30 protein-coding genes, 1 tRNA gene and 1 rRNA gene are annotated in these 26,828 nt (G+C 39.4%); 23 read left to right on the top strand and 9 right to left on the bottom strand.

Annotated features, from left to right (window positions below; translation table 11 throughout):
* Positions 1–10: 10 nt before the first annotated feature.
* A 5S ribosomal RNA gene (gene rrf, locus ACOMA9_RS08475) occupies positions 11–126 on the top strand.
* Positions 127–131: 5 nt separating this feature from the next.
* Positions 132–205: transfer RNA gene (locus ACOMA9_RS08470), tRNA-Asn, on the top strand.
* 637 nt (positions 206–842) lie between these two features.
* Here ACOMA9_RS08470 and ACOMA9_RS08465 read toward each other — a convergent pair.
* The gene (locus ACOMA9_RS08465; protein ID WP_049533205.1) at positions 843–2,192 is read right to left on the bottom strand and encodes an aspartate kinase; all 1,350 of its coding nucleotides are present in this window, start codon (positions 2,190–2,192) and stop codon (positions 843–845) included.
* Positions 2,193–2,359: 167 nt separating this feature from the next.
* Between ACOMA9_RS08465 and ACOMA9_RS08460 the strand changes: the two genes are divergently transcribed.
* From ACOMA9_RS08460 to ACOMA9_RS08395, 14 genes are all read left to right on the top strand, one after another.
* Entirely contained in the window at positions 2,360–3,151 is a 792-nt protein-coding gene (locus ACOMA9_RS08460) for an enoyl-CoA hydratase (RefSeq protein ID WP_003043475.1), read from the top strand.
* Between the two features lie 92 nt (positions 3,152–3,243).
* Positions 3,244–3,678 carry a fatty acid biosynthesis transcriptional regulator FabT gene (gene fabT, locus ACOMA9_RS08455; protein WP_022527109.1) on the top strand — a complete coding sequence of 145 codons (435 nt, stop codon included), beginning with the start codon at positions 3,244–3,246 and terminating at the stop codon, positions 3,676–3,678.
* Positions 3,678–4,652, top strand: coding sequence for a beta-ketoacyl-ACP synthase III (locus ACOMA9_RS08450; protein ID WP_330945247.1), 975 nt, complete (start codon positions 3,678–3,680; stop codon positions 4,650–4,652). The genes fabT and ACOMA9_RS08450 overlap by 1 nt, the downstream gene beginning before the upstream one ends.
* Before the next feature lie 53 nt (positions 4,653–4,705).
* Positions 4,706–4,930, top strand: a complete 225-nt coding sequence (locus ACOMA9_RS08445; RefSeq protein ID WP_003026017.1) for an acyl carrier protein — start codon at positions 4,706–4,708, stop codon at positions 4,928–4,930.
* Between the two features lie 212 nt (positions 4,931–5,142).
* On the top strand, positions 5,143–6,117 hold the full coding sequence (gene fabK / locus ACOMA9_RS08440; protein WP_049514558.1) for an enoyl-[acyl-carrier-protein] reductase FabK: 975 nt from the start codon (positions 5,143–5,145) through the stop codon (positions 6,115–6,117).
* Positions 6,110–7,036: an ACP S-malonyltransferase gene (fabD, locus tag ACOMA9_RS08435; protein ID WP_151380438.1), complete on the top strand. Its 927-nt coding sequence runs from the start codon at positions 6,110–6,112 to the stop codon at positions 7,034–7,036. Before fabK ends, fabD begins: the two co-directional genes overlap by 8 nt.
* A 2-nt stretch (positions 7,037–7,038) precedes the next feature.
* Positions 7,039–7,773, top strand: a complete 735-nt coding sequence (gene fabG, locus ACOMA9_RS08430) for a 3-oxoacyl-[acyl-carrier-protein] reductase (RefSeq protein WP_330945245.1) — start codon at positions 7,039–7,041, stop codon at positions 7,771–7,773.
* A 62-nt stretch (positions 7,774–7,835) separates the two neighbouring features.
* The gene (gene fabF / locus ACOMA9_RS08425; RefSeq protein ID WP_021001274.1) at positions 7,836–9,068 is read left to right on the top strand and encodes a beta-ketoacyl-ACP synthase II; all 1,233 of its coding nucleotides are present in this window, start codon (positions 7,836–7,838) and stop codon (positions 9,066–9,068) included.
* Positions 9,069–9,548, top strand: coding sequence for an acetyl-CoA carboxylase biotin carboxyl carrier protein (gene accB / locus ACOMA9_RS08420; protein WP_003043528.1), 480 nt, complete (start codon positions 9,069–9,071; stop codon positions 9,546–9,548).
* Positions 9,545–9,967, top strand: coding sequence for a 3-hydroxyacyl-ACP dehydratase FabZ (fabZ, locus tag ACOMA9_RS08415; protein ID WP_003043557.1), 423 nt, complete (start codon positions 9,545–9,547; stop codon positions 9,965–9,967). The genes accB and fabZ overlap by 4 nt, the downstream gene beginning before the upstream one ends.
* A 16-nt stretch (positions 9,968–9,983) precedes the next feature.
* Positions 9,984–11,351, top strand: a complete 1,368-nt coding sequence (accC, locus tag ACOMA9_RS08410; RefSeq protein WP_330945244.1) for an acetyl-CoA carboxylase biotin carboxylase subunit — start codon at positions 9,984–9,986, stop codon at positions 11,349–11,351.
* 20 nt (positions 11,352–11,371) lie between these two features.
* Positions 11,372–12,235 (top strand): acetyl-CoA carboxylase, carboxyltransferase subunit beta, encoded by an 864-nt coding sequence (gene accD / locus ACOMA9_RS08405; protein ID WP_330945243.1) that lies wholly within the window; start codon positions 11,372–11,374, stop codon positions 12,233–12,235.
* Entirely contained in the window at positions 12,232–13,002 is a 771-nt protein-coding gene (locus ACOMA9_RS08400; protein ID WP_037613029.1) for an acetyl-CoA carboxylase carboxyl transferase subunit alpha, read from the top strand. Before accD ends, ACOMA9_RS08400 begins: the two co-directional genes overlap by 4 nt.
* Positions 13,003–13,114: 112 nt before the next feature.
* Positions 13,115–13,774, top strand: coding sequence for a VTT domain-containing protein (locus tag ACOMA9_RS08395; protein ID WP_421425211.1), 660 nt, complete (start codon positions 13,115–13,117; stop codon positions 13,772–13,774).
* A 40-nt stretch (positions 13,775–13,814) separates the two neighbouring features.
* On the opposite strand, the gene serS is transcribed toward ACOMA9_RS08395, so the two are convergent.
* The 6 genes from serS to ACOMA9_RS08365 form a co-directional block, all read right to left on the bottom strand.
* On the bottom strand, positions 13,815–15,092 hold the full coding sequence (gene serS / locus ACOMA9_RS08390; protein WP_037613369.1) for a serine--tRNA ligase: 1,278 nt from the start codon (positions 15,090–15,092) through the stop codon (positions 13,815–13,817).
* A 212-nt stretch (positions 15,093–15,304) separates the two neighbouring features.
* A complete protein-coding gene (locus tag ACOMA9_RS08385) occupies positions 15,305–15,676 on the bottom strand; it encodes a DUF956 family protein (RefSeq protein ID WP_004224344.1) in 372 nt (123 codons plus the stop codon).
* Positions 15,677–15,762: 86 nt separating this feature from the next.
* Positions 15,763–16,674 (bottom strand): PTS system mannose/fructose/sorbose family transporter subunit IID, encoded by a 912-nt coding sequence (locus ACOMA9_RS08380; protein WP_037613367.1) that lies wholly within the window; start codon positions 16,672–16,674, stop codon positions 15,763–15,765.
* Between the two features lie 19 nt (positions 16,675–16,693).
* Positions 16,694–17,497, bottom strand: a complete 804-nt coding sequence (locus ACOMA9_RS08375; RefSeq protein WP_003033793.1) for a PTS mannose/fructose/sorbose transporter subunit IIC — start codon at positions 17,495–17,497, stop codon at positions 16,694–16,696.
* Positions 17,498–17,514: 17 nt separating this feature from the next.
* Positions 17,515–18,504: a PTS sugar transporter subunit IIB gene (locus tag ACOMA9_RS08370; protein ID WP_004224338.1), complete on the bottom strand. Its 990-nt coding sequence runs from the start codon at positions 18,502–18,504 to the stop codon at positions 17,515–17,517.
* Between the two features lie 476 nt (positions 18,505–18,980).
* Positions 18,981–19,793: a Cof-type HAD-IIB family hydrolase gene (locus ACOMA9_RS08365; RefSeq protein ID WP_247906725.1), complete on the bottom strand. Its 813-nt coding sequence runs from the start codon at positions 19,791–19,793 to the stop codon at positions 18,981–18,983.
* 106 nt (positions 19,794–19,899) lie between these two features.
* On the opposite strand from ACOMA9_RS08365, the gene ACOMA9_RS08360 reads away from it, so the two are divergent.
* The 5 genes from ACOMA9_RS08360 to lytR all read left to right on the top strand — a co-directional run bounded on the left by ACOMA9_RS08360 (position 19,900) and on the right by lytR (position 24,220).
* Positions 19,900–20,499, top strand: a complete 600-nt coding sequence (locus tag ACOMA9_RS08360; RefSeq protein WP_059221180.1) for a DUF1361 domain-containing protein — start codon at positions 19,900–19,902, stop codon at positions 20,497–20,499.
* 118 nt (positions 20,500–20,617) lie between these two features.
* Positions 20,618–22,057: an NCS2 family permease gene (locus ACOMA9_RS08355; RefSeq protein WP_057489568.1), complete on the top strand. Its 1,440-nt coding sequence runs from the start codon at positions 20,618–20,620 to the stop codon at positions 22,055–22,057.
* 86 nt (positions 22,058–22,143) lie between these two features.
* A complete protein-coding gene (gene tsaE, locus ACOMA9_RS08350; RefSeq protein WP_151380357.1) occupies positions 22,144–22,584 on the top strand; it encodes a tRNA (adenosine(37)-N6)-threonylcarbamoyltransferase complex ATPase subunit type 1 TsaE in 441 nt (146 codons plus the stop codon).
* Positions 22,577–23,098 (top strand): GNAT family N-acetyltransferase, encoded by a 522-nt coding sequence (locus ACOMA9_RS08345; RefSeq protein WP_003043184.1) that lies wholly within the window; start codon positions 22,577–22,579, stop codon positions 23,096–23,098. The genes tsaE and ACOMA9_RS08345 overlap by 8 nt, the downstream gene beginning before the upstream one ends.
* A gap of 6 nt (positions 23,099–23,104) precedes the next feature.
* The gene (lytR, locus tag ACOMA9_RS08340) at positions 23,105–24,220 is read left to right on the top strand and encodes a glycopolymer--peptidoglycan transferase LytR (protein WP_057489571.1); all 1,116 of its coding nucleotides are present in this window, start codon (positions 23,105–23,107) and stop codon (positions 24,218–24,220) included.
* 46 nt (positions 24,221–24,266) lie between these two features.
* Here lytR and ACOMA9_RS08335 read toward each other — a convergent pair whose 3' ends face one another.
* Entirely contained in the window at positions 24,267–24,554 is a 288-nt protein-coding gene (locus ACOMA9_RS08335; RefSeq protein WP_084740938.1) for a hypothetical protein, read from the bottom strand.
* Between the two features lie 9 nt (positions 24,555–24,563).
* Entirely contained in the window at positions 24,564–24,974 is a 411-nt protein-coding gene (locus tag ACOMA9_RS08330) for an HIT family protein (RefSeq protein WP_003025977.1), read from the bottom strand.
* 68 nt (positions 24,975–25,042) lie between these two features.
* On the opposite strand from ACOMA9_RS08330, the gene ACOMA9_RS08325 reads away from it, so the two are divergent.
* A complete protein-coding gene (locus ACOMA9_RS08325) occupies positions 25,043–25,774 on the top strand; it encodes an ABC transporter ATP-binding protein (RefSeq protein ID WP_049517074.1) in 732 nt (243 codons plus the stop codon).
* A complete protein-coding gene (locus ACOMA9_RS08320) occupies positions 25,771–26,817 on the top strand; it encodes an ABC transporter permease (protein WP_151380358.1) in 1,047 nt (348 codons plus the stop codon). Before ACOMA9_RS08325 ends, ACOMA9_RS08320 begins: the two co-directional genes overlap by 4 nt.
* Positions 26,818–26,828: the final 11 nt, after the last annotated feature.

Genomic DNA, 26,828 nt, shown 5'->3' with positions numbered 1-26,828 from the left:
TACTCAGCAGTTAAGTGACGATAGCCTAGGAGATACACCTGTACCCATGCCGAACACAGAAGTTAAGCCCTAGAACGCCGGAAGTAGTTGGGGGTTGCCCCCTGTGAGATATGGTAGTCGCTTAGCATTTATCCGGCATAGCTCAGTTGGTAGTAGCGCATGACTGTTAATCATGATGTCGTAGGTTCGAGTCCTACTGCCGGAGTTGATACATGATTAGAAGCCTTGATATAATCGGGGTTTTTTTTTGCTATTTTTAAAATAGAATGCAGAATCTCAGGTTAAAATTATTATTTATAACACTAATTCAGGCTCTTGGTTGATGAAAAGCTGATATTGGGAGAGGACGAAGTTCATTCTTTTTTTTGTTCAAAGCAATGAGAATGTATTTTTTTAAAATTTTCATTTTTAGAGAATGAGTTACACTGTTTCATTTATCAAGAGGATTGTATCATTTCAATCAAATTAAGATTGTTTGGTTTTTAGACTGCTCTTGGATGATTATATTTTGTAATAGATTTTCGGGTGAGACAGGTGAGATGCCTATGTTTGCTGACGAGTTCACCTATAAATAATACACTCTGGGGAGATTACGCATAGCAATCAATCAAAATTTGAAAATTTTTAGTTCGTACTCCTACCTACCCTATGCTGTTGCCTTCATCATCAGCTACTACATCAAGATTTTGGGGTTAATATAATGCAAGTGGCTGAGCAAAAACTCATTCATGGTCAAAGTGTAATAATCTCTCATAGCAAAAAAAGCTTAAAATCAAGTTAATTAAAACGTTGATTTTAAGCTTTTTGACTATTTTATGAACTTTTACCTAGACTCTCAATTTTTATTCAAAAAAAGCTTTGTACAGTGCTTTTATAGCTGCTTTTTCTTGTTCGGAATTGATAACAATCATGATTGAAACTTCACTAGATCCTTGCGAAATCATTTGGATATTAATATGATTATCTGATAATGCTTTTGTTGCAGTAGCGGTCAAACCAATATGACTTTTCATTTTTTCACCGACAATCATAATGATTGAGAGATCATGTTCGATTTCTGCGTGGTCGACTTCTAACTTTTGTCTTAATTGACGAAGAATTTCTTCCTCTTTAATGGGGGTTAATTCACGATCCCGAAGAATAATAGATAAGTCATCGATACCGGTAGGCATGTGCTCCCAACGGATATTTAGATCTTCCAATATTTGCAGAACTTTTCTACCAAAACCGATTTCACGGTTCATGAGGTATTTAGACATGTTAATACTGGTGAAATGGGCATCTGCAGCAATACCTACTACAGGGAAGTCTCTGTTACTGTGCTTTAAAACAATTTTTGTACCAGGATGAGTGGGGTTATTTGTATTTTTAATAACGAGTGGAATTTTTCCACGGTAAGCTGGAATGAGTGCTTCGTCATGTAATACAGTAAAACCTGCATAAGCTAATTCGCGCATTTCGCGATAAGTTAATTCTGGAATGGAGTGTGGCATGTGGATAATGCCAGGATGTGCTGCAAAAATACCGTCAACATCTGTGAAATTTTCGTAAAGATCAGCTTTTACACCTGCCGCAATAATGGAGCCAGTAATATCGGACCCGCCACGTGAAAAGGTGCAGATCTGGTCGTCTTTTGTTACTCCAAAGAATCCTGGGATAATTAAGACTTCATCGGCTTCATTTAATTCTTCAATTTTATCATAACTGGAAGGGAGAAGTCGAGCATTTCCTGGTTCGCTGGATACAATGAGTCCTGCTTCTCTAGGGTGAACATAACGAGCATCTACGCCATTTTGGGTAAAATAAGCTGCAATGAGTTTCGCATTGTTATTTTCACCTGCAGCAAGAAAAGTATCGTACAAGAACTTATTATTTTCGATAGGAAGGCTTGCGAGCTTTTGGAAACTTTTTGAAATTCTCTCTAGAATATTTGGTTTAAGCTGCAGTTCTAACGCCATATCTCGATAACGCTGAATAATCCATTGTTGGTGTTTTGTTACGTCATTACCAGCAACATAGTCTCGATAATATTTAATGAGGGCATCTGTTACCTTTGTATCCTGAGTGCTTCGCTTCCCAGGTGCAGAGACAATCACGAAACGACGTTCAGGATCAGCTTTTATAATCTGTAATACTTTTTCTAATTGACCAGCGGAGGCAAGTGAACTTCCTCCAAATTTAACAACTTTCATAAATTCTCCTATAGGCTGATTGTTTAAATTATAGCAAAATTCTGAAATCTTTTCAAATCTGCTTGTACTTACTTGCTAAAGCAAATATTTTATGTTAGAATGTAACCATATTGTTTGATATTCAAATAATTTAATTGGCAAAGAAAAGAATTGTTGGAGGCAATTTAATGCAATTTGAAAATATTTTATATAGTGTCAATGACGGTGTTGCGACTTTAACATTGAATCGCCCGGAGGTTTCCAATGGGTTTAATGTTCCCATGTGTGAGGAAATTTTAAAAGCCATTGAATTGGCTGCTGAGGATAAAGCTGTCCAAATATTGCTCATCAATGCAAATGGAAAAGTATTTTCTGTTGGTGGTGATTTGGCAGAAATGCAACGAGCAGTGGAGGCAGATGATATTCAGTCTTTGGTGAAAATTGCTGAATTAGTCAATGAAATTTCTTACTCAATGAAACAACTATCTAAGCCGATCATTATGAGTGTAGATGGACCAGTTGCTGGTGCGGCAGCTAATATGGTGGTAGCTGCAGATTTCTGTATTGCAACGGAGCGTTCTCGTTTTATTCAAGCTTTTGTGGGGGTAGGTCTTGCTCCTGATGCGGGTGGTCTGTATTTACTTGCTAGAGCGATTGGTGTGACGAGAGCAACTCAATTAGCAATGACAGGTGAACCGTTAAACGCAGAAAAAGCTTTAAATTACGGTCTTTTGTATAAAGTTTGTGAAGTTGAAAAGTTAGAAACTACAACGAATCAAGTGATTAAGAAGTTGAAACGTCATTCACTTAATTCTTATCGTGCTATTAAAGAATTGGTATGGAAGAGTTTGTTTACTGGTTGGGATGAGTATGCAAAACTCGAATTACAGTTGCAGAAGACATTGGCTTTCACAGAAGATTTCAAAGAAGGGGTGCGAGCTTATGCTGAGAAGCGTCGACCAAAATTTTCTGGGAAGTAAAAAAGTAGTTGCAATTTAATTTGATATTTGATATACTTTTCTAGTCAAATGTTTTGATGTTGAAAGTTTTTTTGTTAGAGGAGGATAGATTTTTGGATTACCAATTGGTCAATGATTATTTAACATCTATTTTCAATAATGTATTGGTTATTGAAGAATCTAGTTTGAGAGGCAGTCGCTTCAAAGATATCTCTATCAAAGAAATGCACACGATTGATGTTGTTGGAAAAAATCCCAATGCGACTCCTAGTAGCGTAGCAAAGGAATTGATGGTAACATTAGGAACAGTAACAACTAGTTTAAATAACCTTGAAAGAAAAGGTTATATTGAACGAACACGTTCAGAAGTTGATCGTCGTGTTGTTCATCTGAATTTGACAAAAAATGGTCGCCTAATTTATCGCTTGCACAGAAGATTTCACAAGAGAATGGTTGAAAGAATCATTGAAGGAATGGATGCTGAAGAGATGAAGGTCATGGGGAAAGGGTTAACTAATCTGTATCATTTTCTAGAGGATTTGAAATAATGAACTATGCGAAAATTAGTCAAGTCGCTCATTATGCTCCAAGTCAGGTGGTTACAAATGATGATTTGGCAAAAATAATGGATACGAGCGATGAATGGATTTCAAGTCGGACAGGAATAGAACGCCGTCATCTGTCACAAACAGAATCAACGAGTGATTTGGCTACAAAGGTGGCAAGTCAATTGTTGAAAAAGGCGAATATCCATGCAGATGAGCTAGACTTTATCATTGTGGCAACTATCACCCCAGACTCTATGATGCCTTCAACGGCTGCACGAGTTCAAGCAAATATTGGTGCAAATCATGCTTTTGCCTTTGATTTGACAGCGGCTTGCAGTGGCTTTATCTTCGCTCTGTCGACAGCTGAAAAGTTAATTTCTTCAGGTCGTTACCAGAAGGGCTTTGTTATAGGAAGTGAAACCTTATCAAAAGTTCTTGACTGGTCTGATCGTTCAACTGCGGTTCTTTTCGGTGATGGCGCTGGTGGTGTTTTGCTAGAGAGCTCAGAGCAGCAGCATTTTTTAGCTGAAAGTCAATATACAGACGGTTCGCGTGGGGAAAGCTTGACTTGTGGTAAAGTTGGTTTATCTTCACCTTATTCTGAAAAGGGAGAAGTAGCGCCTTATCTGACGATGGAAGGTCGTAAAATTTTTGATTTTGCTATTCGAGATGTGGCAAAATCTATAAAAAATACGATTGAATCCAGTGATATTCAAGTAGAGGATATTGACTATTTACTATTACATCAGGCCAATATTCGTATTTTAGATAAAATGGCGAAAAAGATTGGTGCAGCGAGGGAAAAACTTCCTGCAAATATGATGGAATATGGGAATACGAGTGCAGCGAGCATTCCAATTCTTTTATCTGAGTGTGTTGAAAAAGGACTCATTCACCTTGATGGCAGTCAAACAGTTTTGCTGTCAGGATTTGGTGGAGGTTTGACATGGGGCACACTTATTGTTACAATTTAGTTATTATGTGGTAAACACATGAATATAAATATTTATTTTTAAAGGAGTCTATCATGGCAGTATTTGAAAAAGTACAAGAAATTATTGTGGAAGAACTTGGTAAGGAACCTTCAGAAGTTACTCTTGAGTCAACTTTTGATGATCTTGATGCAGATTCATTGGATTTGTTCCAAGTTATTTCAGAAATCGAAGATGCATTCGATATTCAAATTGAAACTGAAGAAGGATTGAACACAGTTGGTGACTTGGTCGCTTATGTGGAAGAAAAAACAAAATAAAAAATGAAACGGGGCTGAGAGAAGATTCTCGCCCTCTTTTAAAAAAGGTATTGAGGTAGACAGTCAATTTTGCTGGGGTGGAACGATAAAATCAATTTAAAGATGATAGGTTCCACTCCCTCTTGTTTAGGTAATAGTTTGATTTTCAAATTATACAAAGGGTATACTTGAGATGATTGAGCTATTACTTAAGCAATATAAAGGAAGGTATTATGCAAACACGTGTTACAGAATTGTTAAATATTAAATATCCTATTTTCCAGGGAGGAATGGCCTGGGTTGCTGATGGTGACTTGGCTGGTGCAGTTTCTAAAGCGGGAGGTCTTGGCATTATCGGTGGTGGTAATGCACCGAAAGAAGTTGTCAAAGCTAATATTGATAAAATTAAGTCATTGACAGACAAACCTTTTGGCGTGAATATCATGCTGTTGTCACCGTTTGTGGAAGATATTGTTGACTTAGTGATTGAAGAAGGTGTCAAGGTTGTGACAACTGGTGCAGGAAATCCAAGTAAATATATGACTCGTTTCCACGACGCAGGTATTACAGTCATTCCAGTAGTTCCAAGTGTAGCATTGGCTAAGCGAATGGAAAAAATTGGTGCAGATGCAGTCATTGCTGAAGGAATGGAAGCAGGTGGGCATATTGGAAAATTAACCACCATGACTTTGGTTCGTCAGGTAGTTGAAGCAGTTGATATTCCTGTGATTGCAGCGGGTGGAATCGCAGATGGTCGCGGTGCAGCTGCAGGCTTTATGCTTGGTGCAGAGGCTGTTCAAGTGGGAACACGTTTCGTCGTTGCAAAAGAGTCAAATGCGCACCAAAATTATAAAAATATGATTTTGAAAGCTCGGGATATTGATACCACTATTTCTGCTCAACATTTTGGTCATGCGGTACGAGCTTTGAAAAATAAACTAACTAGAGAATTTGACCAAGCAGAAAAGGATGCTTTTAAGCAAGAAAATCCTGATTTAACTGTTTTTGAGAATTTAGGAGCTGGCGCTCTTGCAAATGCAGTTGTTCGCGGTGATGTTGAACATGGTTCTGTCATGTCAGGACAAATTGCGGGGCTTGTCAGCAAAGAAGAGACAGTTGAAGAAATTTTAAAAGATATTTACTACGGTGCAGCAGAGGTAATCCAAAAAGAAGCTAGCCGTTGGGCAGGAGTAACTAGAAATGACTAAAACAGCCTTTCTATTTGCAGGTCAGGGTGCTCAGTATCTGGGAATGGCTCGTGACCTTTACGATCAGTTTGATGTAGTGAGGGCAACCTATGATGAAGCAAGTCAAGTATTGGGCTATGATCTACGATATCTGATAGATAATGAGGAAGAAAAGCTCAATCAGACACGCTATACTCAGCCAGTAATTTTAACCACTTCGGTTGCTATTTACCGATTATTGCAAGAAAAAGGAATGCAAGCTGATATGGTAGCAGGCCTTTCTCTTGGGGAATACTCTGCCATGGTGGCAGCAGGTGCTTTGAAGTTTACAACGGCGGTTGATTTGGTGGCAAAGCGTGGCGCTTTTATGGAAGAAGCAGCTCCTGCTGGCTCTGGTAAAATGGTTGCGGTTTTAAATGCCGATTTAGCTACAATTGAAGTAGCTTGTCAAAAGGCAAGCCAGCTAGGAATTGTATCACCAGCAAATTACAATACACCTAGTCAGATTGTTATTGGTGGTGAAGTTGAAGCGGTTAACAAAGCAGTGGAATTGTTAAAAGAAGCTGGTGTTAAGCGTCTCATCCCTTTGAATGTCTCTGGTCCATTTCATACAGCTTTGCTAAAACCTGCAAGTGATAAATTGGCAAAAGTTTTGGAAACAGTTGAATTTGCTGATTTCAAACTTCCTTTGGTAGGAAATACAGAAGCAACTGTCATGGGAAAAGGACGAATTAAGGAACTCTTAACTCGTCAAGTTATGGAACCAGTTCGTTTTTATGATAGTATTGCAACGATGCAAAAAGTTGGTGTAACTAATTTTATTGAAATTGGTCCAGGTAAGGTTCTTTCTGGTTTTGTTAAAAAAATTGATAAATCAGCAAAGGTTGCTCACGTTGAAGATGTTAGAAGTTTATCTACTCTTCTAGAAAATAAGGAATAGGTATGGAACTTAAAGGTAAAAATGTTTTTATAACTGGTTCAACACGTGGAATTGGTCTTGCAATGGCACATAAGTTTGCGAGTCTAGGTGCCAACATTGTTTTAAACGGTCGCCGTGAGATTGATGAGGAGTTCGTCTCTGAATTTTCAGATTATGGTGTACAAGTGGTTTCTATCTCTGGTGATGTGTCAGACAGCACGGATGCCAAGCGGATGGTAGAAGAAACTATCGAAAAACTTGGAAGCGTGGATATTCTGGTTAATAATGCAGGGATTACAAAAGATAAACTCATGCTAAAATTGACAGAGGAAGATTTTGAGCAGGTCTTGAAAGTAAATCTTGTTGGTGCTTTTAATATGACTCAAGCGGTTTTGAAGCCAATGTCGAAAGCTCGTCAAGGTGCTGTTATCAATGTATCAAGTGTGGTTGGTTTGATTGGCAATGTCGGTCAAGCAAACTATGCGGCTTCTAAGGCTGGACTGATCGGATTTACTAAGTCTGTAGCGCGTGAAGTAGCAGCCCGCAATGTACGAGTGAATGCTATTGCACCAGGTATGATTGAGTCAGATATGACCGATGTTTTGTCTGATAAAGTGAAAGAAGCTACGTTAGCACAAATTCCGATGAAACGTTTTGGAAATACCAGCGAAGTAGCAGAAGTGGCAGTCTTTCTAGCTCGTCAAGAGTATTTAACTGGGCAAGTCATTGCTATTGATGGCGGGTTAACCATGAGGTAGAAGATGACTAAAACTTATGAGTTTTAAGCATGTGATATATTTTCTTAATAAAGGAGTTCGAAATGAAACTAAATCGAGTTGTTGTAACAGGATATGGAGTAACTTCACCTATTGGAAACACACCCGAAGAGTTTTGGGATAGTCTAAAAGAAGGGAAGATTGGTATTGGTCCAATTACGAATTTTGATCCTAGTGTGATTGGTGTACATAATGCAGCAGAAATTAAAGATTTCCCGCTAGAAAAACATTTTGTTAAAAAAGACAAAAATCGTATGGATATGTATTCTATTTATGCTATTCATGCAGCTTTAGAAGCGTTAGAAAATGCTCATCTAGATACCGAGACAGTTGACCATGATCGATTTGGTGTCATTGTATCTAGTGGGATTGGTGGCTTAAAAGAATTGCAAGATCAAATTATCCGAATGCATGAAAGAGGAGCCAATCGTATCCAACCGCTCTTCATTCCTAAAGCACTTTCAAATATGGGAGCCGGAAATATCGCTATTCGTGTGGGAGCTAATGGGGTGTGTAAATCTATTACAACTGCTTGTGCGTCTTCTAATGATGCTATTGGAGAGGCATTCCGTGAAATTAAATTTGGTTTTCAAGATGTTATTTTAGCAGGTGGTTCTGAATGCTCTATCAACGAAATTGGCATCGGCGGTTTTGCAGCTCTTACAGCTCTTTCCACAAATGAAGATCCAAAACGTTCGTCTATTCCATTTGATAAAGATCGAAATGGATTTGTAATGGGAGAAGGGGCAGGTGTTTTAGTAATTGAAAGTCTAGAACATGCTGAAAAACGTGGGGCAACGATTTTAGCAGAAATTGTGGGGTATGGAAATACTTGTGACGCATATCACATGACAACACCATCACCAGCTGGTACAGGGGCTGCTAAAGCTATGAAACTAGCCATTGAAGAAGCAGGGTTACAACCTTCAGACATTGCCTATGTGAATGCTCATGGAACTTCTACACAAGCCAATGAAAAGGGTGAAAGTCAAGCGATTGTTAATGTTCTTGGAAAAGAAGTACCAGTTTCTTCTACGAAATCTTTCACAGGTCACCTTCTTGGTGCAGCTGGTGCAGTAGAAGCTATTGCAACGATTGAGGCAATGCGTCATAACTTTGTACCGATGACTGCAGGAACGCAAGAACTTTCAGATGATATCGAGGCGAATGTCATCTATGGTCAAGGGCAAGAACATGATATTCCGTATGCGATTTCAAATACCTTTGGCTTTGGCGGGCACAATGCTGTACTTGCATTCAAGCGCTGGGAGGCTTAAATGAATATCAATGAAATCAAAGATTTGATGGCTCAATTTGACCAATCAAGTCTGCGTGAATTTTCTTATAAAAATCAAAGTGATGAATTAACTTTCAGTAAAAATGAAAGAACAGTTGAATCAATTGCTCCTTCTGCAGAGGATTCAACAGTGAACACCAATCTTGTTTCACAAGTAGAAGTTACCCAGCCAACTGTTCCTCCAATTGTGGAGGAAACGATTAGTCCAGAAACACCTACAGCTGAAGGCGATGTAGTAGAAAGTCCCTTGGTTGGAGTTGCTTATCTTGCTTCTGGACCTGATAAACCTTCCTTTGTTTCCGTTGGCGACCAAGTCAAGAAAGGGCAAACCTTGATGATTATTGAGGCCATGAAAGTGATGAATGAAGTTCCGTCACCTAAGGACGGTATTGTGACGGAAATCCTTGTCCAAAATGAAGAAATGGTCGAATTTGGGAAAGGTTTGGTGCGGATTAAATGATTGATATCAATGCGATAAAAGAAGCTCTTCCACATCGTTACCCTATGCTGTTGGTTGATCGTGTGTTGGAAGTGAAAGAAGATGAGATTGTAGCGCTTAAAAATGTTACAATCAATGAGCCTTTTTTCAACGGACATTTCCCTGAATATCCTGTCATGCCGGGAGTTCTCATTATGGAAGCTTTGGCTCAAACAGCCGGTGTTTTGGAATTATCCAAAGAAGAAAATAAAGGGAAATTGGTCTTTTATGCCGGAATGGACAAGGTGAAATTTAAAAAACAAGTTGTTCCTGGTGATCAGCTCATCATGACAGCGAAGTTTGTGAAGCGTCGTGGCACCATTGCGGTTGTGGAAGCGAAAGCAGAAGTTGACGGGAAGTTGGCAGCGAGTGGTACTTTAACTTTTGCCCTCGGACAATAAAAAAGGAGATTTCACCATGTTTCGTAAGATTTTAATTGCCAACCGTGGGGAAATTGCGGTCAGAATTATTCGTGCAGCTAGAGAATTAGGGATTGCGACAGTCGCAGTCTATTCTACTGCTGACAAAGAAGCTCTCCATACTTTACTGGCAGATGAAGCGGTTTGTATAGGTCCGGCAAAGTCGACAGAATCCTACCTCAATATGAATGCGGTTCTTTCTACCGCAGTTTTGACTGGAGCAGAGGCGATTCATCCAGGCTTTGGTTTTTTGAGTGAGAATTCTAAGTTTGCGACGATGTGCGAGGAAGTTGGTATTAAATTTATCGGTCCTTCGGGAGCGGTAATGGATTTAATGGGGGATAAAATCAATGCGCGTGCTCAGATGATTAAGGCTAATGTGCCTGTAATCCCAGGTTCTGATGGCGAAGTTCATACTTCAGACGAAGCACTTGCGGTTGCAGAAAAAATCGGCTATCCAGTTATGCTGAAAGCTTCTGCTGGCGGTGGTGGCAAAGGTATTCGGAAGGTTGAAAAAGCAGAGGATTTAGTAGCTGCTTTTGAGTCGGCTTCCAGCGAAGCCAAAGCGGCTTTCGGAAATGGCGCCATGTACATGGAGCGGGTCATTTATCCAGCTCGGCATATTGAAGTTCAAATTTTGGCTGACCAACACGGGCATGTCGTCCACTTAGGCGAGCGCGATTGTTCACTTCAAAGAAATAATCAAAAAGTGCTGGAAGAAAGTCCGTCGGTTGCGATTGGCAAGACCCTTCGTCGTAAAATTGGGGAAGCTGCTGTACGAGCTGCCCAATCTGTCGGATATGAAAACGCTGGAACGATTGAATTCTTATTTGATGAAGGCAAAAGAGAATTTTATTTCATGGAAATGAATACTCGTGTACAAGTGGAGCATCCGATAACGGAATTTGTAACGGGGGTGGACATTGTTAAGGAGCAAATCAAAATTGCTGTGGGGCAAGAGCTGCCTTTTAACCAAGAAGATATTCATATAACAGGTCACGCGATTGAGTGTCGAATCAATGCGGAAAATCCTGCATTTAACTTTGCACCAAGTCCGGGAAAGATTTCCAATCTCTATCTACCGAGTGGTGGAGTGGGGTTGCGTGTGGATTCTGCAGTTTATCCTGGCTACACGATTCCGCCGTATTATGACAGCATGATTGCCAAGATTATTGTTCATGGTGAAAATCGCTTTGATGCATTAATGAAAATGCAGCGTGCGCTCTATGAGTTAGAAATCGACGGCGTTGTGACAAATAGCGGTTTTCAGTTAGATTTGATTTCAGACCCACATGTCATTGCTGGCGATTATGATACAGCTTTTCTTATGGAGAAATTTTTACCAGCTTATCAAAAGAAAAAGTAGAGGAGTAAAGGATATAAGTCATGGCTTTGTTTTCCAAAAAGGATAAGTATATTCGGATCAATCCAAACCGTTCCAGTCGTGAGAAACCTCAAGTGAAACCAGAGTTTCCGAATGAATTGTTTTCAAAATGTCCAGGATGTAAGCATATCATTTACCAAAAAGATTTGGGAAGTGAACGGATTTGCCCGCAATGTGGCTATACGTTTCGTATTTCAGCTTTTGAACGCCTCAACTTAACGGTAGATGCCAATAGTTTTGAGGAATTATTTACAGGAATTGAAACATCAGACCCCTTGAAGTTTCCTAAATATCGTGAAAAATTAAGGACTGTCCGTGAAAAAACAGGTTTGGATGAAGCGGTATTGACAGGAATTGCGACAATCGGTGGTCAAAAAACTGCACTGGGGATCATGGATTCCAACTTTATCATGGCTTCTATGGGAACGGTCGTTGGAGAAAAAATTACTCGTCTTTTTGAATATGCTACAGAACATCAGTTGCCAGTCACTTTGTTTACAGCTTCTGGTGGCGCTCGCATGCAAGAAGGAATTATGAGTTTGATGCAAATGGCTAAAGTATCCGCAGCGGTGAAACGTCATTCTAATGCTGGCTTGTTTTATTTGACGATCTTAACAGACCCGACCACGGGTGGGGTGACGGCTTCATTTGCCATGGAAGGAGACATCATTTTGGCTGAAACGCAAGCGCTTGTTGGCTTTGCAGGTCGCCGAGTAATTGAAACAACCGTTCGTGAAAAATTGCCAGATGACTTCCAAAAGGCAGAATTTTTGCTTGAACATGGTTTTGTTGATGCCATTGTCAAACGCTTGGAATTGCGCTCCACCATTGCAATGTTATTGGCTTTCCATGGAGGTGAACAATGACAAAGATTACCCGAATTATTAAAGAAGCACGAGATCAGGCACGATTGACAGCTTTGGATTTTGCGCAAGGAATTTGCGAGAATTTTATTGAATTACATGGCGATCGTTCTTTTCGAGATGACGGAGCGGTTATCGGTGGAATCGGAACTTTAGATGGTCAGCCCATCACCGTTGTTGGGATTCAAAAAGGACGCAATCTACAGGATAATTTGCAACGGAATTTTGGACAACCTCATCCAGAAGGTTATCGAAAAGCACTTCGCTTGATGAAGCAGGCAGAGAAATTTGCTCGTCCTGTCGTTACGTTTATCAATACAGCCGGTGCTTATCCGGGAGTTGGGGCTGAAGAGCGCGGTCAAGGAGAAGCTATTGCGCGTAATTTGCTAGAGATGAGCGATTTAAAGGTGCCGATTATCGCTATTATTATCGGTGAAGGCGGATCTGGAGGAGCGCTAGCTTTAGCTGTTGCAGACAAGGTCTGGATGCTAGAAAATTCAATTTACGCGGTGCTTAGTCCCGAAGGTTTTGCTTCTATCTTGTGGAAAGACGGCAGTCGTGCTATGGAAGCTGCAGAACTCATGAAAATCACTTCTCATGAGCTTCTTGATATGGGAGTAGTGGACAAGGTGATTCCAGAAGCAGGGCTTAGCAATCAGGATTTATTGTATGCTGTGAAGCAAGAAATAGTTGCTGAATTAGCAAATTTGTCTCAGCTACCACTTGAACAACTTTTAGAAGCACGTTACCAACGATTTCGAAAATACTAATAAAAATCAGAAGTGGGTTGGCTTGTACCGTTCACTTCTGTTTTTTTATTTTTAAAATACGCTTTTCTGTAATATTTTCTGCTATAATAGAGAATGGACAAAAGGAGAAGAGATGTTTATTATTGATTTTATCTTGCATATTGATGCACACATTTATAATATTGCTCATGCTGTAGGTGGCTGGACGTATTTGATTTTGTTTTTGGTAATTTTTATTGAGACAGCTGCGGTAGTATTTCCATTCCTGCCGGGAGACAGCTTACTTTTTGCTGCAGGCGCTCTATCAGCTAATCCAGCAATGCATTTTAATGTTCTACTTTTTATGCTTCTATTTTTTGTGGGAGCTTTTGCTGGCGATACCTGTAATTTCTTCATTGGCAGAACCTTGGGTTATCGATTTGTACATTATAAATTTTTCAGTAAATTGATAAAAGCAGAAAATATCAAAGAAGCAGAAGTGTATTTTGAAAAACATGGTTCTACTTCTATTATTTTAGGACGCTATATTCCCATTATTCGTACCTTTGTACCATTTGTAGCAGGCATTAGCCAATTCCCAGTTCAGTCTTTTCTGAAACGAGCTTTTATCGCAGCTTTGTCTTGGTCTTTGATTGCGACAGGGGCAGGCTATCTTTTTGGGAATATCCCCTTTGTGAAAACTCATTTTTCAGCGATTATTTTGGGAATTGTCATTGTCACCTTGCTCCCAACTGTGATAAGTGTGGTTCGAAGTGCAATGATTAAAAAGCGAAACAATCAAATGAAGAGATAAGAAAACTCTGAGATGATTTGAAAATCTCAGAGTTTTTATGTTATTTTGGAGCAATCATTTTCACACCGCCCATGTATGGACGAAGTACTTCTGGAATAGTGACGGAGCCGTCTTCATTTTGATAATTTTCAAGAATAGCTGCAACGGTACGACCAACTGCAAGACCGGATCCATTCAAAGTGTGTAGGAGTTTGACCTTGCCATCTGCTTCGTCACGGTAACGGATTTGGGCACGACGAGCTTGGAAATCTTCGGTATTGGAACAGCTAGAAATTTCACGGTAGGTATTCTGTGCTGGAATCCAGACTTCCAAGTCGTAGGTCTTCGCTGCAGAGAAGCCCATATCCCCTGTAGAAAGTGCAACAACGCGGTAAGGAAGATTTAATTTCTGAAGGATATTTTCGGCGTTAGCGGTCATTTTTTCTAATTCTTCATAAGAATGCTCTGGTTTGGCAAATTTGACCATTTCCACTTTGTGGAATTGATGCAAACGAATCAAACCACGGGTGTCACGACCGGCAGAACCAGCTTCAGAACGGAAAGACGGACTCATGGCTGTGAAGTAGATTGGCAAGTCTTTTCCGTCTAAAATTTCCCCACGGTAGTAGTTTGTCAAAGGAACTTCAGCAGTTGGAATGAGAACGTAATTTGTATCGCTCAATTCAAACGTATCTTCTTTGAATTTTGGATATTGACCAGTCCCAAACATAGAATCGTGATTAACCATGTAAGGAGGAATGACTTCTGTGTAGCCCTCTTTTTGATGCTCGTCTAACATGAAATTATAAATAGCGCGTTCTAGACGAGCTCCTAATCCTTTGTAAAAGAGGAAGCGAGCGCCGGTTACTTTTGCCCCGCGTTCCCAGTCGAGAATATCAAGATTTTCACCAAGATCCCAGTGAGCTTTTACATCAAAGTCAAACACACGTGGCGTCCCCCAACGGCGAACTTCTACATTATCGTCTTCGTCAGCACCTACCGGCACACTATCGTGAGGAATATTTGGCAAAGTCGTTGTAAACTCGGTTAATGTAGCGTCAATTTCTGCTAACTCTGCGTCTAATGCTTTAACTTCAGCAGATAATGTTTGCATGGCAGCAATTTTATCATCAGCATTGTCTTTATTACGTTTCGCTTGGGCAATTTCTGCTGAAACCGTGTTACGCTCTGCTTTTAAATTTTCAACCTTGACCAAGAGTTCACGGCGTTTGCTATCAAACTCTTTCATTTTATCAAGTGTTGCAGCGTCAACGCCACGAGTAGCTAATTTTTTTGCGATGATATCAAAATCTGTGCGAATGCGTTTAATATCTAACATCAGAACCTCCTGAAATAAAAATACACCTATGAAAGTGTTGGAGTGGCAGAGCCACGGTCCCATCCAACTTCACATAAGTGCACTTGATTGTTTATGAAATTAATATCACGGTAGAATTTCAAGCTAGCTCCCTATCTGCTCACAGCTGCCGCAGACTTTCTGAAAGAGATACTAGATTTACTTATCCGTTTCCTATGATTATACAAGAATTCTTATTTTTTTGCAAATAGATTTTTAAAAAATTGACCAATTGTTTGAATCAGTGTCGGTAATTTAATGACCTTTTCATTGCCGATATGATTTCGAGCATGTTTCAAAATAGTTCCAGCATCTTTTGAAGCGAAAAGGAATTTTCCTTTATTGGTAAAGACTTCAAAATGACGACTAATTCGTTTGCCAGACACATTGGCGCCGATTTGATGGATAGTATCCCAAGGGATTTGAATATAGTCTTCGACATTGGCATCTGCATAAAATTCGAGCGCTTTATCTCCAACTAAGAATTTTCCAACTTTCCCTCCAATTCCCAGATAAGAAGTTCCTGTTGTTTGAAAATCAATTTTTGTATTTTGTGACTGTGCCATGTTCAATCCTCGTTTATCTATTATCCTCCCTATTATAGCACATTTATTGTCAATAAAAAAGAAGGCCGAAACCTTCTTTTTGTTATTTACATGATTCCGAAGAAGCGTGCCACAATACCAACGATGAAGAGACCGATGATAATTGTGATTGGAGAAACTTTCTTCTTAAGCAACCACATACATAGGAATGTAAGAAGAAGCCCCATCAAGCCAGGAATTAAAGCATCTAACTGTCCTTGAAGTGTTTGAGCTTGTATTTTATCAAGTCCAAGACCACTATTTACTTGACCAAGGATATCATGTAATTGTTGACCAGTAATATTTCCTTTAGGGAATTCAATGTAGGCACCTTTAGACAAAGTCTTAGAAGGAAGTCCTACCGTAAAGGCAATATTTACCCAACGTTCAACAAGAACGGCGATGATGAACATACCAAGGATTGAAGCTCCTTTGGTGATGTCTTGAAGGATACCACCTGACATGTCTTTTGTAATTTCAGAACCAGCTTTGTAGCCAAGTTCTTGAGTGTACCATAAGAAGGCCATACGGATAAGATTCCAAAGTACGAAGAAGAGGATTGGCCCCATCACGTTACCTGCCATAGCAAGTGAGGCACCAAGAGCACCGAGGATAGGACGAACGGTAAACCAGAAGACTGGGTCACCGATACCAGCAAGAGGTCCCATCATACCGATTTTAACCCCTTGGATAGCAGTGTTGTCAATTTCAGCCCCGTTAGCCTTTTCTTCTTCAAGGGCGAGTGTCACACCAATGATAGGAGCAGCTACGTATGGGTGAGTATTAAAGAATTCCAAGTGACGTTCAAGGGCCGCAGCACGGTCTTCTTTAGAAGTGTAAAGTTTTTTGATAGCTGGGATAAGTGCGTACGCCCAACCTAAGTTTTGCATCCGTTCATAGTTCCAAGAACCTTGCAAGAAAGTTGAACGCCACCAAACTTTTTGACGATCTGATTTTGATAATTGAATTTTTTCTGTCATGGTATTAGTAGCTCCTTTCTTAGTAGTCTTCTAAAATATCACCAATTGGGTCATTTGATGTAGCAGAACCGCCGCCACCATTTCCGCCTTTTTTAGAAAGGTTGATGTAAATCAAGGCAATTGCGACACCAATAGTACCCATAGCAATAAGAGTAAGGTTTGATAAAGCTGCAAGTGCAAAACCGATAGCAAAGAATGGCCATACTTCGCGAGTTGCCATCATGTTGATAACCATCGCGTAACCAACGGCAACGACCATACCACCACCGACAGCCATACCACCTGACAACCAAGCAGGCATAGCATTCAAGACACCTTGAACGACTGATGTTGGAACTGCAAGAAGAAGAGCAGCAGGAATAGCAATACGAAGACCTTGAAGAAGAAGTGCAACTAAGTGAGTACGTTCTACAGCACCGATGTTACCTTCTTTAGCAGCAGCATCAGCACCGTGAACAAGACCTACTGAAATTGTACGAACAATCATTGTAAGGAAGAGACCTGCAACTGCAAGAGGGATAGCAGTTGTATAAGCGAAACTGATACCTTTATCAGTGAAGTCGCCACCTTGTACCATGATGATTGCAGATGCTACAGAAGCAAGTGCAGCATCAGGAGCAACTGCAGCACCAATGTTTGCCCAACCAAGAGCAATCATTTGAAGTGTACCACCAAGGATGACACCTGCTTCCAAGTGTCCTGTTACTAGACCGATAAGGGTACAAGCAACAAGTGGTTGGTGGAATTGAAATTGGTCCAAGATTCCTTCAAGTCCAGCAAGAAAGGCAACGAAGACCACTAAAATCATAGAAATAATTGACATATTCTAAATCCTTTCCATTATTGAACGTTGGCTTTTTTAATTAAGTCAAACAAATCTTTTTTGGAGTCATTTGGCACTTTACGTACGTCAAATTCCACTCCGAGGTCACGCAATTTTTCAAAGGTTGCAACATCATCTTTGTCCATTGACAAAACGTTATTGACCATTGTTTTACCAGTTGAGTGAGCCATTGAGCCAACATTGAGTGTTTTGATTTCGACACCGCCTTCAACAGCACGAAGTGCATCTTGAGGAGTTTCAAAAAGAATCAGTGCATGTGTGTTACCAAAACGAGGGTCTTTTGCTACCGCAATCAATTTGTCAATTGGGACAACATTTGCTTTGACATTACCAGGAGCAGCTTGTTTGATCAACTCTTTACGAAGTTTATCAGCTGATACGGAGTCAGAAGCAACGATGATACGGTCTGCTTTAGAATCTGGTGTCCAAGCAGTTGCAACTTGACCGTGGAGAAGACGTGTATCAATACGAGCAAGATTGATTTTCAACTTGCCATCGCCGATAACGGTTCCTTCTGGAATAGCAGCTTGAGCAGTTGGTGCAGCTGGTGCACTTGTTACCTCAGCTACAGGATTTAGTTCTTCAGGAAGAGCTTTCACTCCATCCTTCGCTTCTTTGATGATGTTTGCGACAACAGCGTCAACGCCAGCATTGGCATCCATCATTCGTTCAGTATAAGCTTGAATCAACATTGGCAGATTCAAACCTGTAATGATCGCGAACTTACGGTCAGGATTTTCACCCATTACGCGGCTAGCTTGGTTAAATGGAGAACCACTCCACAGGTCAGCCAAAACTAGAACTTCATCGTTCGCGTCAAAAGCAGCCACAGCGTCATTGAACTTAGCATACAAATCATCAGGACCTTCATTTGGCATAAAAGTTACAACTTGAACTTTTTCTTGTTCACCAAAAATCATAGAACCTGATTGATGAATACCAGCAGCAAATTCACCATGGCTTGCAATAATGATTCCGATACTCATTATTGTCTTTCCTCCTTATAAAATGTTTGACTTAAGTTTAAGAAAAATTTAAGACTACTTAAGTATAAAACGTTTTCATGAAAAATGCAATAGTTTGAGCTAAAAAAATCAAAATCTTTCATATTTTTGACAGATTGTAAACGGACAAAACTAGCCATTTAAACAATATATTAACCTTGAAAAACGATTGGAAAAATAATGAAAATTTTGAAAAAATAATTCTATCTACATGAATTATTAAATAAGAAAGAGGAAAATCAATAAAAAATCTAGAAACATTTTAAATTTAAAAAACAAAATTTATAATATTCAATTTATAGCATAAATAAACTGATAGGAAATAATTGAAAATCAACAGCTGATGAGACCGCCCCATGATTGCTAGTGCACAATCAGTCGTAGAAAAATGAAATCTGGGAAGATTACGTGTAAATATTAAAGAGTCAGGCAGAAAACCTGTCCAACTCTAAGTCTCATTATAAAAATAGTTTCAATAATTGATGAGCGACTCCGTCTTGATCATTGGTCAGCGGCAGTTGCTCATCTGCGTAAGGAAGAAGTGTTTGGCTAGCGTTTTTCATGGCATAGCCAGTACCGGCAAAAGCTAACATCTCTGTATCATTGTGCTCGTCACCAAAAGCAATCAAATCTTTTCGCTCCACGTTCAGAACCTCTAATAAATGTTTCAAAGCAAAAGCTTTGTTGACGCCTTTTGGAGTGCATTCAAGGATATTGAGCGGACCGCCCCAAGTGTTGATAGATAATTGTTGTTGATAAAATTGATTCAACTCATCCGCTAAAGCGTATTTATCATTGGTATGCGTTTGCAAAAGGATACAGTTGGGATTTTTGGTAACCAATTCTGGATTAAATTGATTTTCAGGTTGAAAAGATTCTACACCAAATAATTTCGGGTCGGCAATCGTTTCATTGGGGGCTGTGATATAAAATTTCTTCCGATATTCTCCAGCAATGAAGTCTGCTTCAATCTCTTCCTTCCTTTTGACAATGTCTAATAGATATTCTTTATCTAAGGTGATACATCTTTCCTGTTGCCACTTTTTCTCCGGGATATGGGTCAAAGAGCCATTAAAGTTGATCATTGGAGTGTGCAGTTCCAATTCTTTATAAAATTCCCGAGCCATTCGATAAGGGCGTCCGGTTGTGATGACAACATGATGTCCTTTTTTAGAAATTTTTTTAATGGTTTCTTTTGTAAATTCAGATAGTTTGCTGTCAGAATTGAGCAAGGTTCCGTCTAAATCTACTGCAATTACTTTTTTTGTCATAGTCTACTCTTTCATTTGTGCTGTTTTCTATTATAGCAGATTTTAAGATGAAAGTGCAGAATTTGTGATATAATGTTTTCTTATATAACGAAGGAGGAAATCGAGTATGCGTAAAACAATTATCATTCATATTTTCTTTGCGATTATTTCTGCTATCATTTATGCTGAAGGAATTTTGACAAAAGGTCCAGATTTGATTTGGAATATGTTTCTAGCTTTGGTTGCCTATGATGCGGCTTTTATAGCCATTCAATTTAAGAAAAAATGGTTTTTCTTACCTGTAGCGATTCTTTGGCTGGTGTTTTATCCCAATACGTTCTATATGATTACGGACTTGGTACACATGCACTGGGTGAGTGACACCTTGTGGAACCGAGAAAGTCTGCATCTTTTTATGGCCTTTGTTCCAAGTATTTTCTTCGGGGTTCTATGCGGAATAGAGAGCTGGAATTTGATTTCTGGCTATTTGAAGCTCAGATGGTGGCTGGAATATTTGGTTATTGGAGCCGTCTCATTTTTATCGAGTCTCGCAATTTATATTGGTCGCTATGATCGGCTCAATTCTTGGGATCTAGTCAGTCATCCTACATTAGTCTTTGAGCGATTGACAGCTGCTTTGCAGAGGGAGCGCCTGCTATTCATTTTAGGGTTTACCTTTATTCAAATCATGTCCTTGGTCTTTTTGAGTAAAAATCAGTCTAAATAAAGATTTTCTGTATAAAACATTGAATTAATTTGTTTGTTTTTAAAACTTCTGTTGAAATCATGAATGTTTTGTGATATTATATCTATTATCGTTCGTAAAATTTAAGGAGATTTTAAAAATGAATAAGTTTTTTAAACTAAAAGAGAACGGTACGACTGTTCGTACAGAAGTTCTTGCTGGTTTAACCACTTTCTTTGCGATGAGTTATATTCTCTTTGTCAATCCTGAAATGCTCAGTCAAACAGGCATGCCAGCACAAGGTGTTTTCTTAGCGACTATCATTGGGACTGTTGCAGGGACGCTGATGATGGCTTTGTATGCCAATATTCCTTATGCTCAGGCACCTGGTATGGGACTGAATGCTTTCTTTACTTATACCGTTGTATTTGCACTTGGTTATACATGGCAAGAGGCGCTGGCAATGGTTTTCCTCTGCGGGATTATTAGTATTATTGTCACGTTGACCAAGGTTCGCACAATCATTATTCATGCAATTCCAGAGAGTTTGAAATACGCTATTTCTGGTGGGATTGGGATTTTCCTAGCTTATATCGGAGTGAAAAAAGCAGGACTTTTGAAATTTTCAATCGATCCGGGAACATATACTGTTGCGGGAAAAGGCGCTGATAAAGCACAAGCAGCTATTACAGCTAATGGAATGGCAACGCCGGGCTTGGTAGATTTTAACAATCCAGCTGTTCTTGTAGCTTTGTTTGGAATTTTCATCACCATTTTCTTTGTTCTCAAACGCATTCGCGGAGGGATTGTTCTCTCCATTGCGGCAACCACAATCGTAGCCATTTTGGTAGGGGTCGTAGACCTTTCAAAAATCAATTTTGCTTCCAATAATATCGGTGCTGCTGTTCAGGATTTAGGAAAGATTTTTGGTGCGGCACTAGGTAAAGATGGCTTGCTGGCTTTATTTGCAAAACCAGCTCGCATTCCAGAAGTACTTCTTGCTATTTTGGCCTTTTCATTAACAGATATTTTTGATAATATTGGAACTTTGATTAGTACTGGTCGTAAAGCAGGTATCTTTAATATTGCAGATGAAGAAGCTGCTAAAGATTCGTCTGGGCTTCAGACTAAAATGGACAAGGCGCTGTTTTCAGACATGGTTGGGACAACGATTGGTGCGATTGCAGGAACTTCAAATGTCACGACTTATGTAGAAAGTGCAGCTGGGATTGAAGCCGGTGGTCGTACAGGTTTAACAGCACTTGTCGTTGCGGCTTTGTTTGCTATTTCAAGTTTCTTTAGTCCACTTCTTGCTATTGTCCCAACAGTAGCAGTAGCTCCTATTCTTATCATTGTCGGAATTATGATGCTTTCCAGTATGAAAGATATCGAATGGGACGATTTATCAGAAGCAGTACCAGCCTTCTTTACATCCGTTTTCATGGGCTTTACTTACAGTATTACTCATGGTATTGCTGCAGGATTCATCATGTATGCATTTGTGAAAATCATCAAAGGTGAAGCCAAGGAAGTTCACCCAATTATCTGGGTATTGGATGCTTTGTTTATCTTAAACTTTATCAGTCTAGCTTTAGCTTAATGATTGAAAAATTGCTAGTTCTTTGGAGCTAGCTTTTCTTTTGTTAAATTTCAGCAGAAATAGAAAAATTTTGATATAATAATAAAATGTTTAGCCATAATGAAGATGAGTTAATGGTGTGGGGCGAGAAATTAGGCGCTTTACTCCAGAAGCAAGATGTTTTGATTTTAACGGGTGACTTGGGTGCTGGGAAAACAACCTTCACCAAAGGGTTAGCACGTGGACTGGGTATCAAACAAATGATCAAAAGTCCGACCTATACTATTGTACGAGAATATGATGGACGCCTGCCGCTTTATCATTTGGACGTTTATCGCATTGGAGAAGATCCAGATTCTATTGATTTAGACGATTTTCTCTTTGGAGATGGAGTGACGGTTATTGAATGGGGCGAATTGTTGGGAGATAGTTTGCCAAGTGACTATCTCAAATTGACAATTTTAAGAAAAAGTGATGGTCGAGAATTGGTCTTTGATGCAAAAGGACATCGAGCTGAGAAACTGCTTGAGGAATTTGTCAATGACTGAGTTAGAGCTAGTTATAAGAGAAGCAGAACCTCAAGACGCCAAATCTTTAATTGATTTTCTTAATCAAGTTGGAAAAGAATCAGATTACATGACATTAGATGCTGCAGGGATTTTGATGACAGAAGAGCAGATGAGCTCTTTCATTCAACATCAAGCTGCGTCAGATAACCAGATTTATCTAATTGCACTATTAGATAATGAAATTGCTGGTCTTGTAAGCATTACAGCTGATTTTCATGAGCGGATTCGACATATTGGACAGGTCTTTATCGTGGTTAAAAGAGCATTTTGGAATCAAGGCTTAGGGAAATTTCTTCTAGAAGAAGCGATAGACTGGGCAGAGAATTCTGGAGTGATTCGACGATTAGAATTAACTGTACAAGTCAGAAATAAGCGTGCTGTTCATTTGTATCAGGCGTTTGGGTTTGAGATTGAGGGCATTCAAAAAAGAGGAGCCTATCTTGCAGAAGGGAAATTTCTTGATGTTTACCTAATGGGAAAACTGATAGATTAGAATAATATGTTAAAAAAAATTATCTTAATGTTTTTAAGCTTGTGTCTTGTAACGGTTACAGGACTAGGCGTTTATGGATTTACGATTTATAACCAATCAACGGATGTATTGTCTAAGACTTACAAGAGCTTTGGGAAAGATACAGATGTTATTGCAGCTACCAAACCACTTACCTTGCTCTTAATGGGAGTGGATACGGGTAGTGGTTCACGCTCAGATCGGTGGGCTGGAAATAGTGATTCCATGATTCTCATGACGGTCAATCCTAAGACGAAAAAGACTACGATGATGAGTTTGGAGCGGGATATTCTCACCAATATAAAAAATGGCAACGAAACCATGCAAGCAAAGCTCAATGCGGCTTATGCAAATGGTGGAGCTGAGCTAGCTATTTCCACAGTGCAAAAGATGATGAATATTCACATTGACCGCTATGTGCTTATCAATATGAAAGGTCTGGTACAATTGGTTGATGCTGTTGGCGGTATCACGGTCAATAACACACTTGGTTTCCCTATTTCGATTGAAGAAAATGAACCAGAATACAAAGCAGTTGTTGAACCAGGTAAGCAACACATCAACGGAGATCAGGCGTTGGTTTATTCTCGCATGCGTTATCAAGATCCAGAAGGGGATTATGGCCGTCAAAAGCGTCAACGAGAAGTCATTCAAAAAGTAGTCCAAAAAGTGCTGAGTTTAAATAGTGTCAGCCATTATCAAGCTATTTTAAAAGCTGTTAGCAACAATATGCAGACCAATGTAGAGTTGTCTTCTGGCAGTATTCCGCAATTATTAGGTTACCAAGATGCTTTCAAAAAGATTGAAAGCAAGCAATTAAAAGGTGAAGATGCCACCTTAGCAGATGGGGGTTCTTACCAAATCGTCACTTCGGAGCATATGTTGGAAATGCAAAATATTCTGAGAAAATCGCTTGGCTTGGACGAAGTGACTGAATTGGAAACCAATGCGGTTTTATATGAAGAATTGTATGGCAGTGCTGCTCCTAGTTCCAGTCAGTCAGGAAATGGCACAACAACTGGTGCTGCTGATTCTTCTGCGTATTCAAGCAATTCTTATGGAACAGATCAAAATGGACAGTATTACGGTCAATACGGACAATGACATGATAAAAAAGAATTTAGCGTGTGTCTAAATTCTTTTTTATTTCTTAGTTGATGCGAGTGTTCCAGATGTCTTGAATTTGCTGAAGTCGAGCAGTAGTGTCTTGCTCAAAAAGTTTGAATTGGTAAGTCAAATCCTGTGAAATTGTTTGGAGATTGTCTTTTTGCTCTTGAACGGCTTGGAGATTTCGTTGAATATTTTGTAGATTGTCTTGAATTCTGTCCATTAGCTCATAACTTTCAACAGCCTCGTTCATGAGTTCTTCTCTATTTTTAACAAGGCAAAAGCTGGCTGCAGCTGCACCGGTGAATAACAATAGATTACTAAGTTTCATGGTTTCTCCTTATGCTTTTGAAATTTTTTCAGCTAATTCTGCAAGAGCAGGGAAGTTTGGTTCGTGCGCCACGAAAGTCAGTTTTAAATCATCATTTTCTGTATAGCGTGGTGCTAAATGGACATGTGTATGGAAGACAGATTGACCGGCAATTTCTTCGTTGTTATTGATGATATTCATTCCCTTTGCACCAGTCGCCTTCATCACTTTACGAGCAATATCTGGAATGCGTGCAAAGAGTTGACTGGCAGCTTCACCGTCCATTTCAAGCATGTTGCGGAAATGTTTTTTAGGGACAACCAAGGTATGTCCGGGTGTTACTTGTGAGATGTCTAAAAATGCTAGAATTTCATCGTCTTCATATACTTTAGAAGCTGGAATTTCTCCTGCAATAATTTTACAAAAAATGCAATCTGCCATCAAATTTACCTCTACTTTGCTAGATTTTGTTATAATATAAGAACATTATACCAGAATTTGGAGAAAATATGTTAGAAATAAAAGGGCTTACAGGGGGTTATGTGAATATCCCTGTTTTAAAAGACATCAGTTTCACAGTAGGAAATGGGGAACTGGTGGGGTTGATTGGTTTGAATGGTGCGGGTAAATCCACTACAATCAATGAAATTATCGGACTTTTAACTCCTTATAAAGGTGAAATTTTAATTGACGGTGCCAAACTGCAAGATAGTCCTACGGCTTATCGTAAGAAAATTGGTTTTATTCCGGAAACACCTAGTTTGTATGAGGAATTAACGCTGCGCGAGCATATTGAAACGGTTGCTATGGCTTATGATGTGGAGCAAAAGGTGGCTTTTGCGCGCGTGGAGAAATTATTGACCATGTTTCGCTTGAAAGAAAAATTAGATTGGTTTCCGGTGCATTTTTCTAAAGGAATGAAGCAAAAAGTCATGATTATCTGTGCATTTGTGGTTGACCCCAGCCTTTTTATCGTTGATGAACCATTTTTGGGACTTGATCCAGTTGCCATTGCTGACTTGATAGAGCTTTTGGAGGATGAAAAGGCAAAAGGCAAGTCAATTCTCATGAGTACGCATGTGCTGGATTCGGCAGAAAAGATGTGTGATTCATTCGTGATATTGCATAAGGGAGAAATCCGAGCTAAAGGCAATTTAGCAGAATTACGAGCAGAATTTGCCATGCCAGAAGCTAGTCTCAATGACATTTATCTAGCTTTGACAGAAGAGGCGAGCCTATGAGAGAACTGTTTCAAAAGCGCAAACAAGTATTTCGCAATCAATGTTTGAAGTATTCGCGCTATGTTTTTAACGACCATTTTGTCCTCTTTTTATTAGTTTTTACTGGCTTTTTAGCTGTTCAATACAGTCAGTTGTTGCGAAATTTACCTTCAAATCACCTGCCAATCATTCTTGCTTTAGCAGTTCTTTTGATTTTATTGTTGCCTCTGGGACGAATCGCAACATATATGGAAAAACCAGATAGTCTATTTTTATTGGTCAAAGAAGAGGAACTAAACAGCTACTTACAAGAACAAATGCGTTCATCTTATCGATTATGGGCCTTGCTTCAAACCGTTGCGTTGTTACTATTAGCACCGCTTCTTCTTGCTTTAGGCATGCCGCTTTGGGGCTGGTTTATTCTTGTTTTTCTTATGTTGCTAGCAAAATGGTTTATCTTTTTGCAAAAAAGCCAGAAATTTTACCAAGGTGCAGGAGTGAATTGGGGCTATCTCATTGCTTACGAAGAAAGACGAAAACAGACGATTCTGCGTTTCTTTGCTCTCTTTACCAATGTTAAGGGAATTTCCAATAGCGTAAAACGCCGAGCATATCTTGATGGTTTGACGAATATTCTACCAAAAAGACAGTCGACTACTTGGCAAAATATGTATTTGCGTTCTTATTTGCGCAATGGTGATTTTCTTGCCTTGACTATACGGTTGCTGTTTCTGTCTCTTTTGGGAATTGGTTTTATCAGTCAATCGTGGATTGCTGCCATATTTGTGGCATTGTTAAATTATCTCCTGCTATTTCAGTTGACAGCCTTGTACCATGCCTTTGATTACCAATATTTGACGTTCTTATTCCCTTTAGAAATCAACTCAAAGTTAAAAGGAGTGAAACAAGTGATTGCTCTTATTGGCTACAGCATGATTTTTGTGGAAACAATGATGGCTTTGCTGTTTTTCCAAGATAGAGTAGCTTTGCTTTTTATGATAGGAATCACATTGCTACTCTATGTCATTTATTTACCATTCAAATTAAGAAGTTTGGTTGACTAAAGGAAGTAAAA

It is taken from the genome of Streptococcus atopicus (genome assembly GCF_049166725.1).
Taxonomy (GTDB): domain Bacteria; phylum Bacillota; class Bacilli; order Lactobacillales; family Streptococcaceae; genus Streptococcus; species Streptococcus hominis.
Note: the sequence above shows the minus strand (reverse complement) of the source record. Positions and strands in the feature narration are given on the sequence as shown.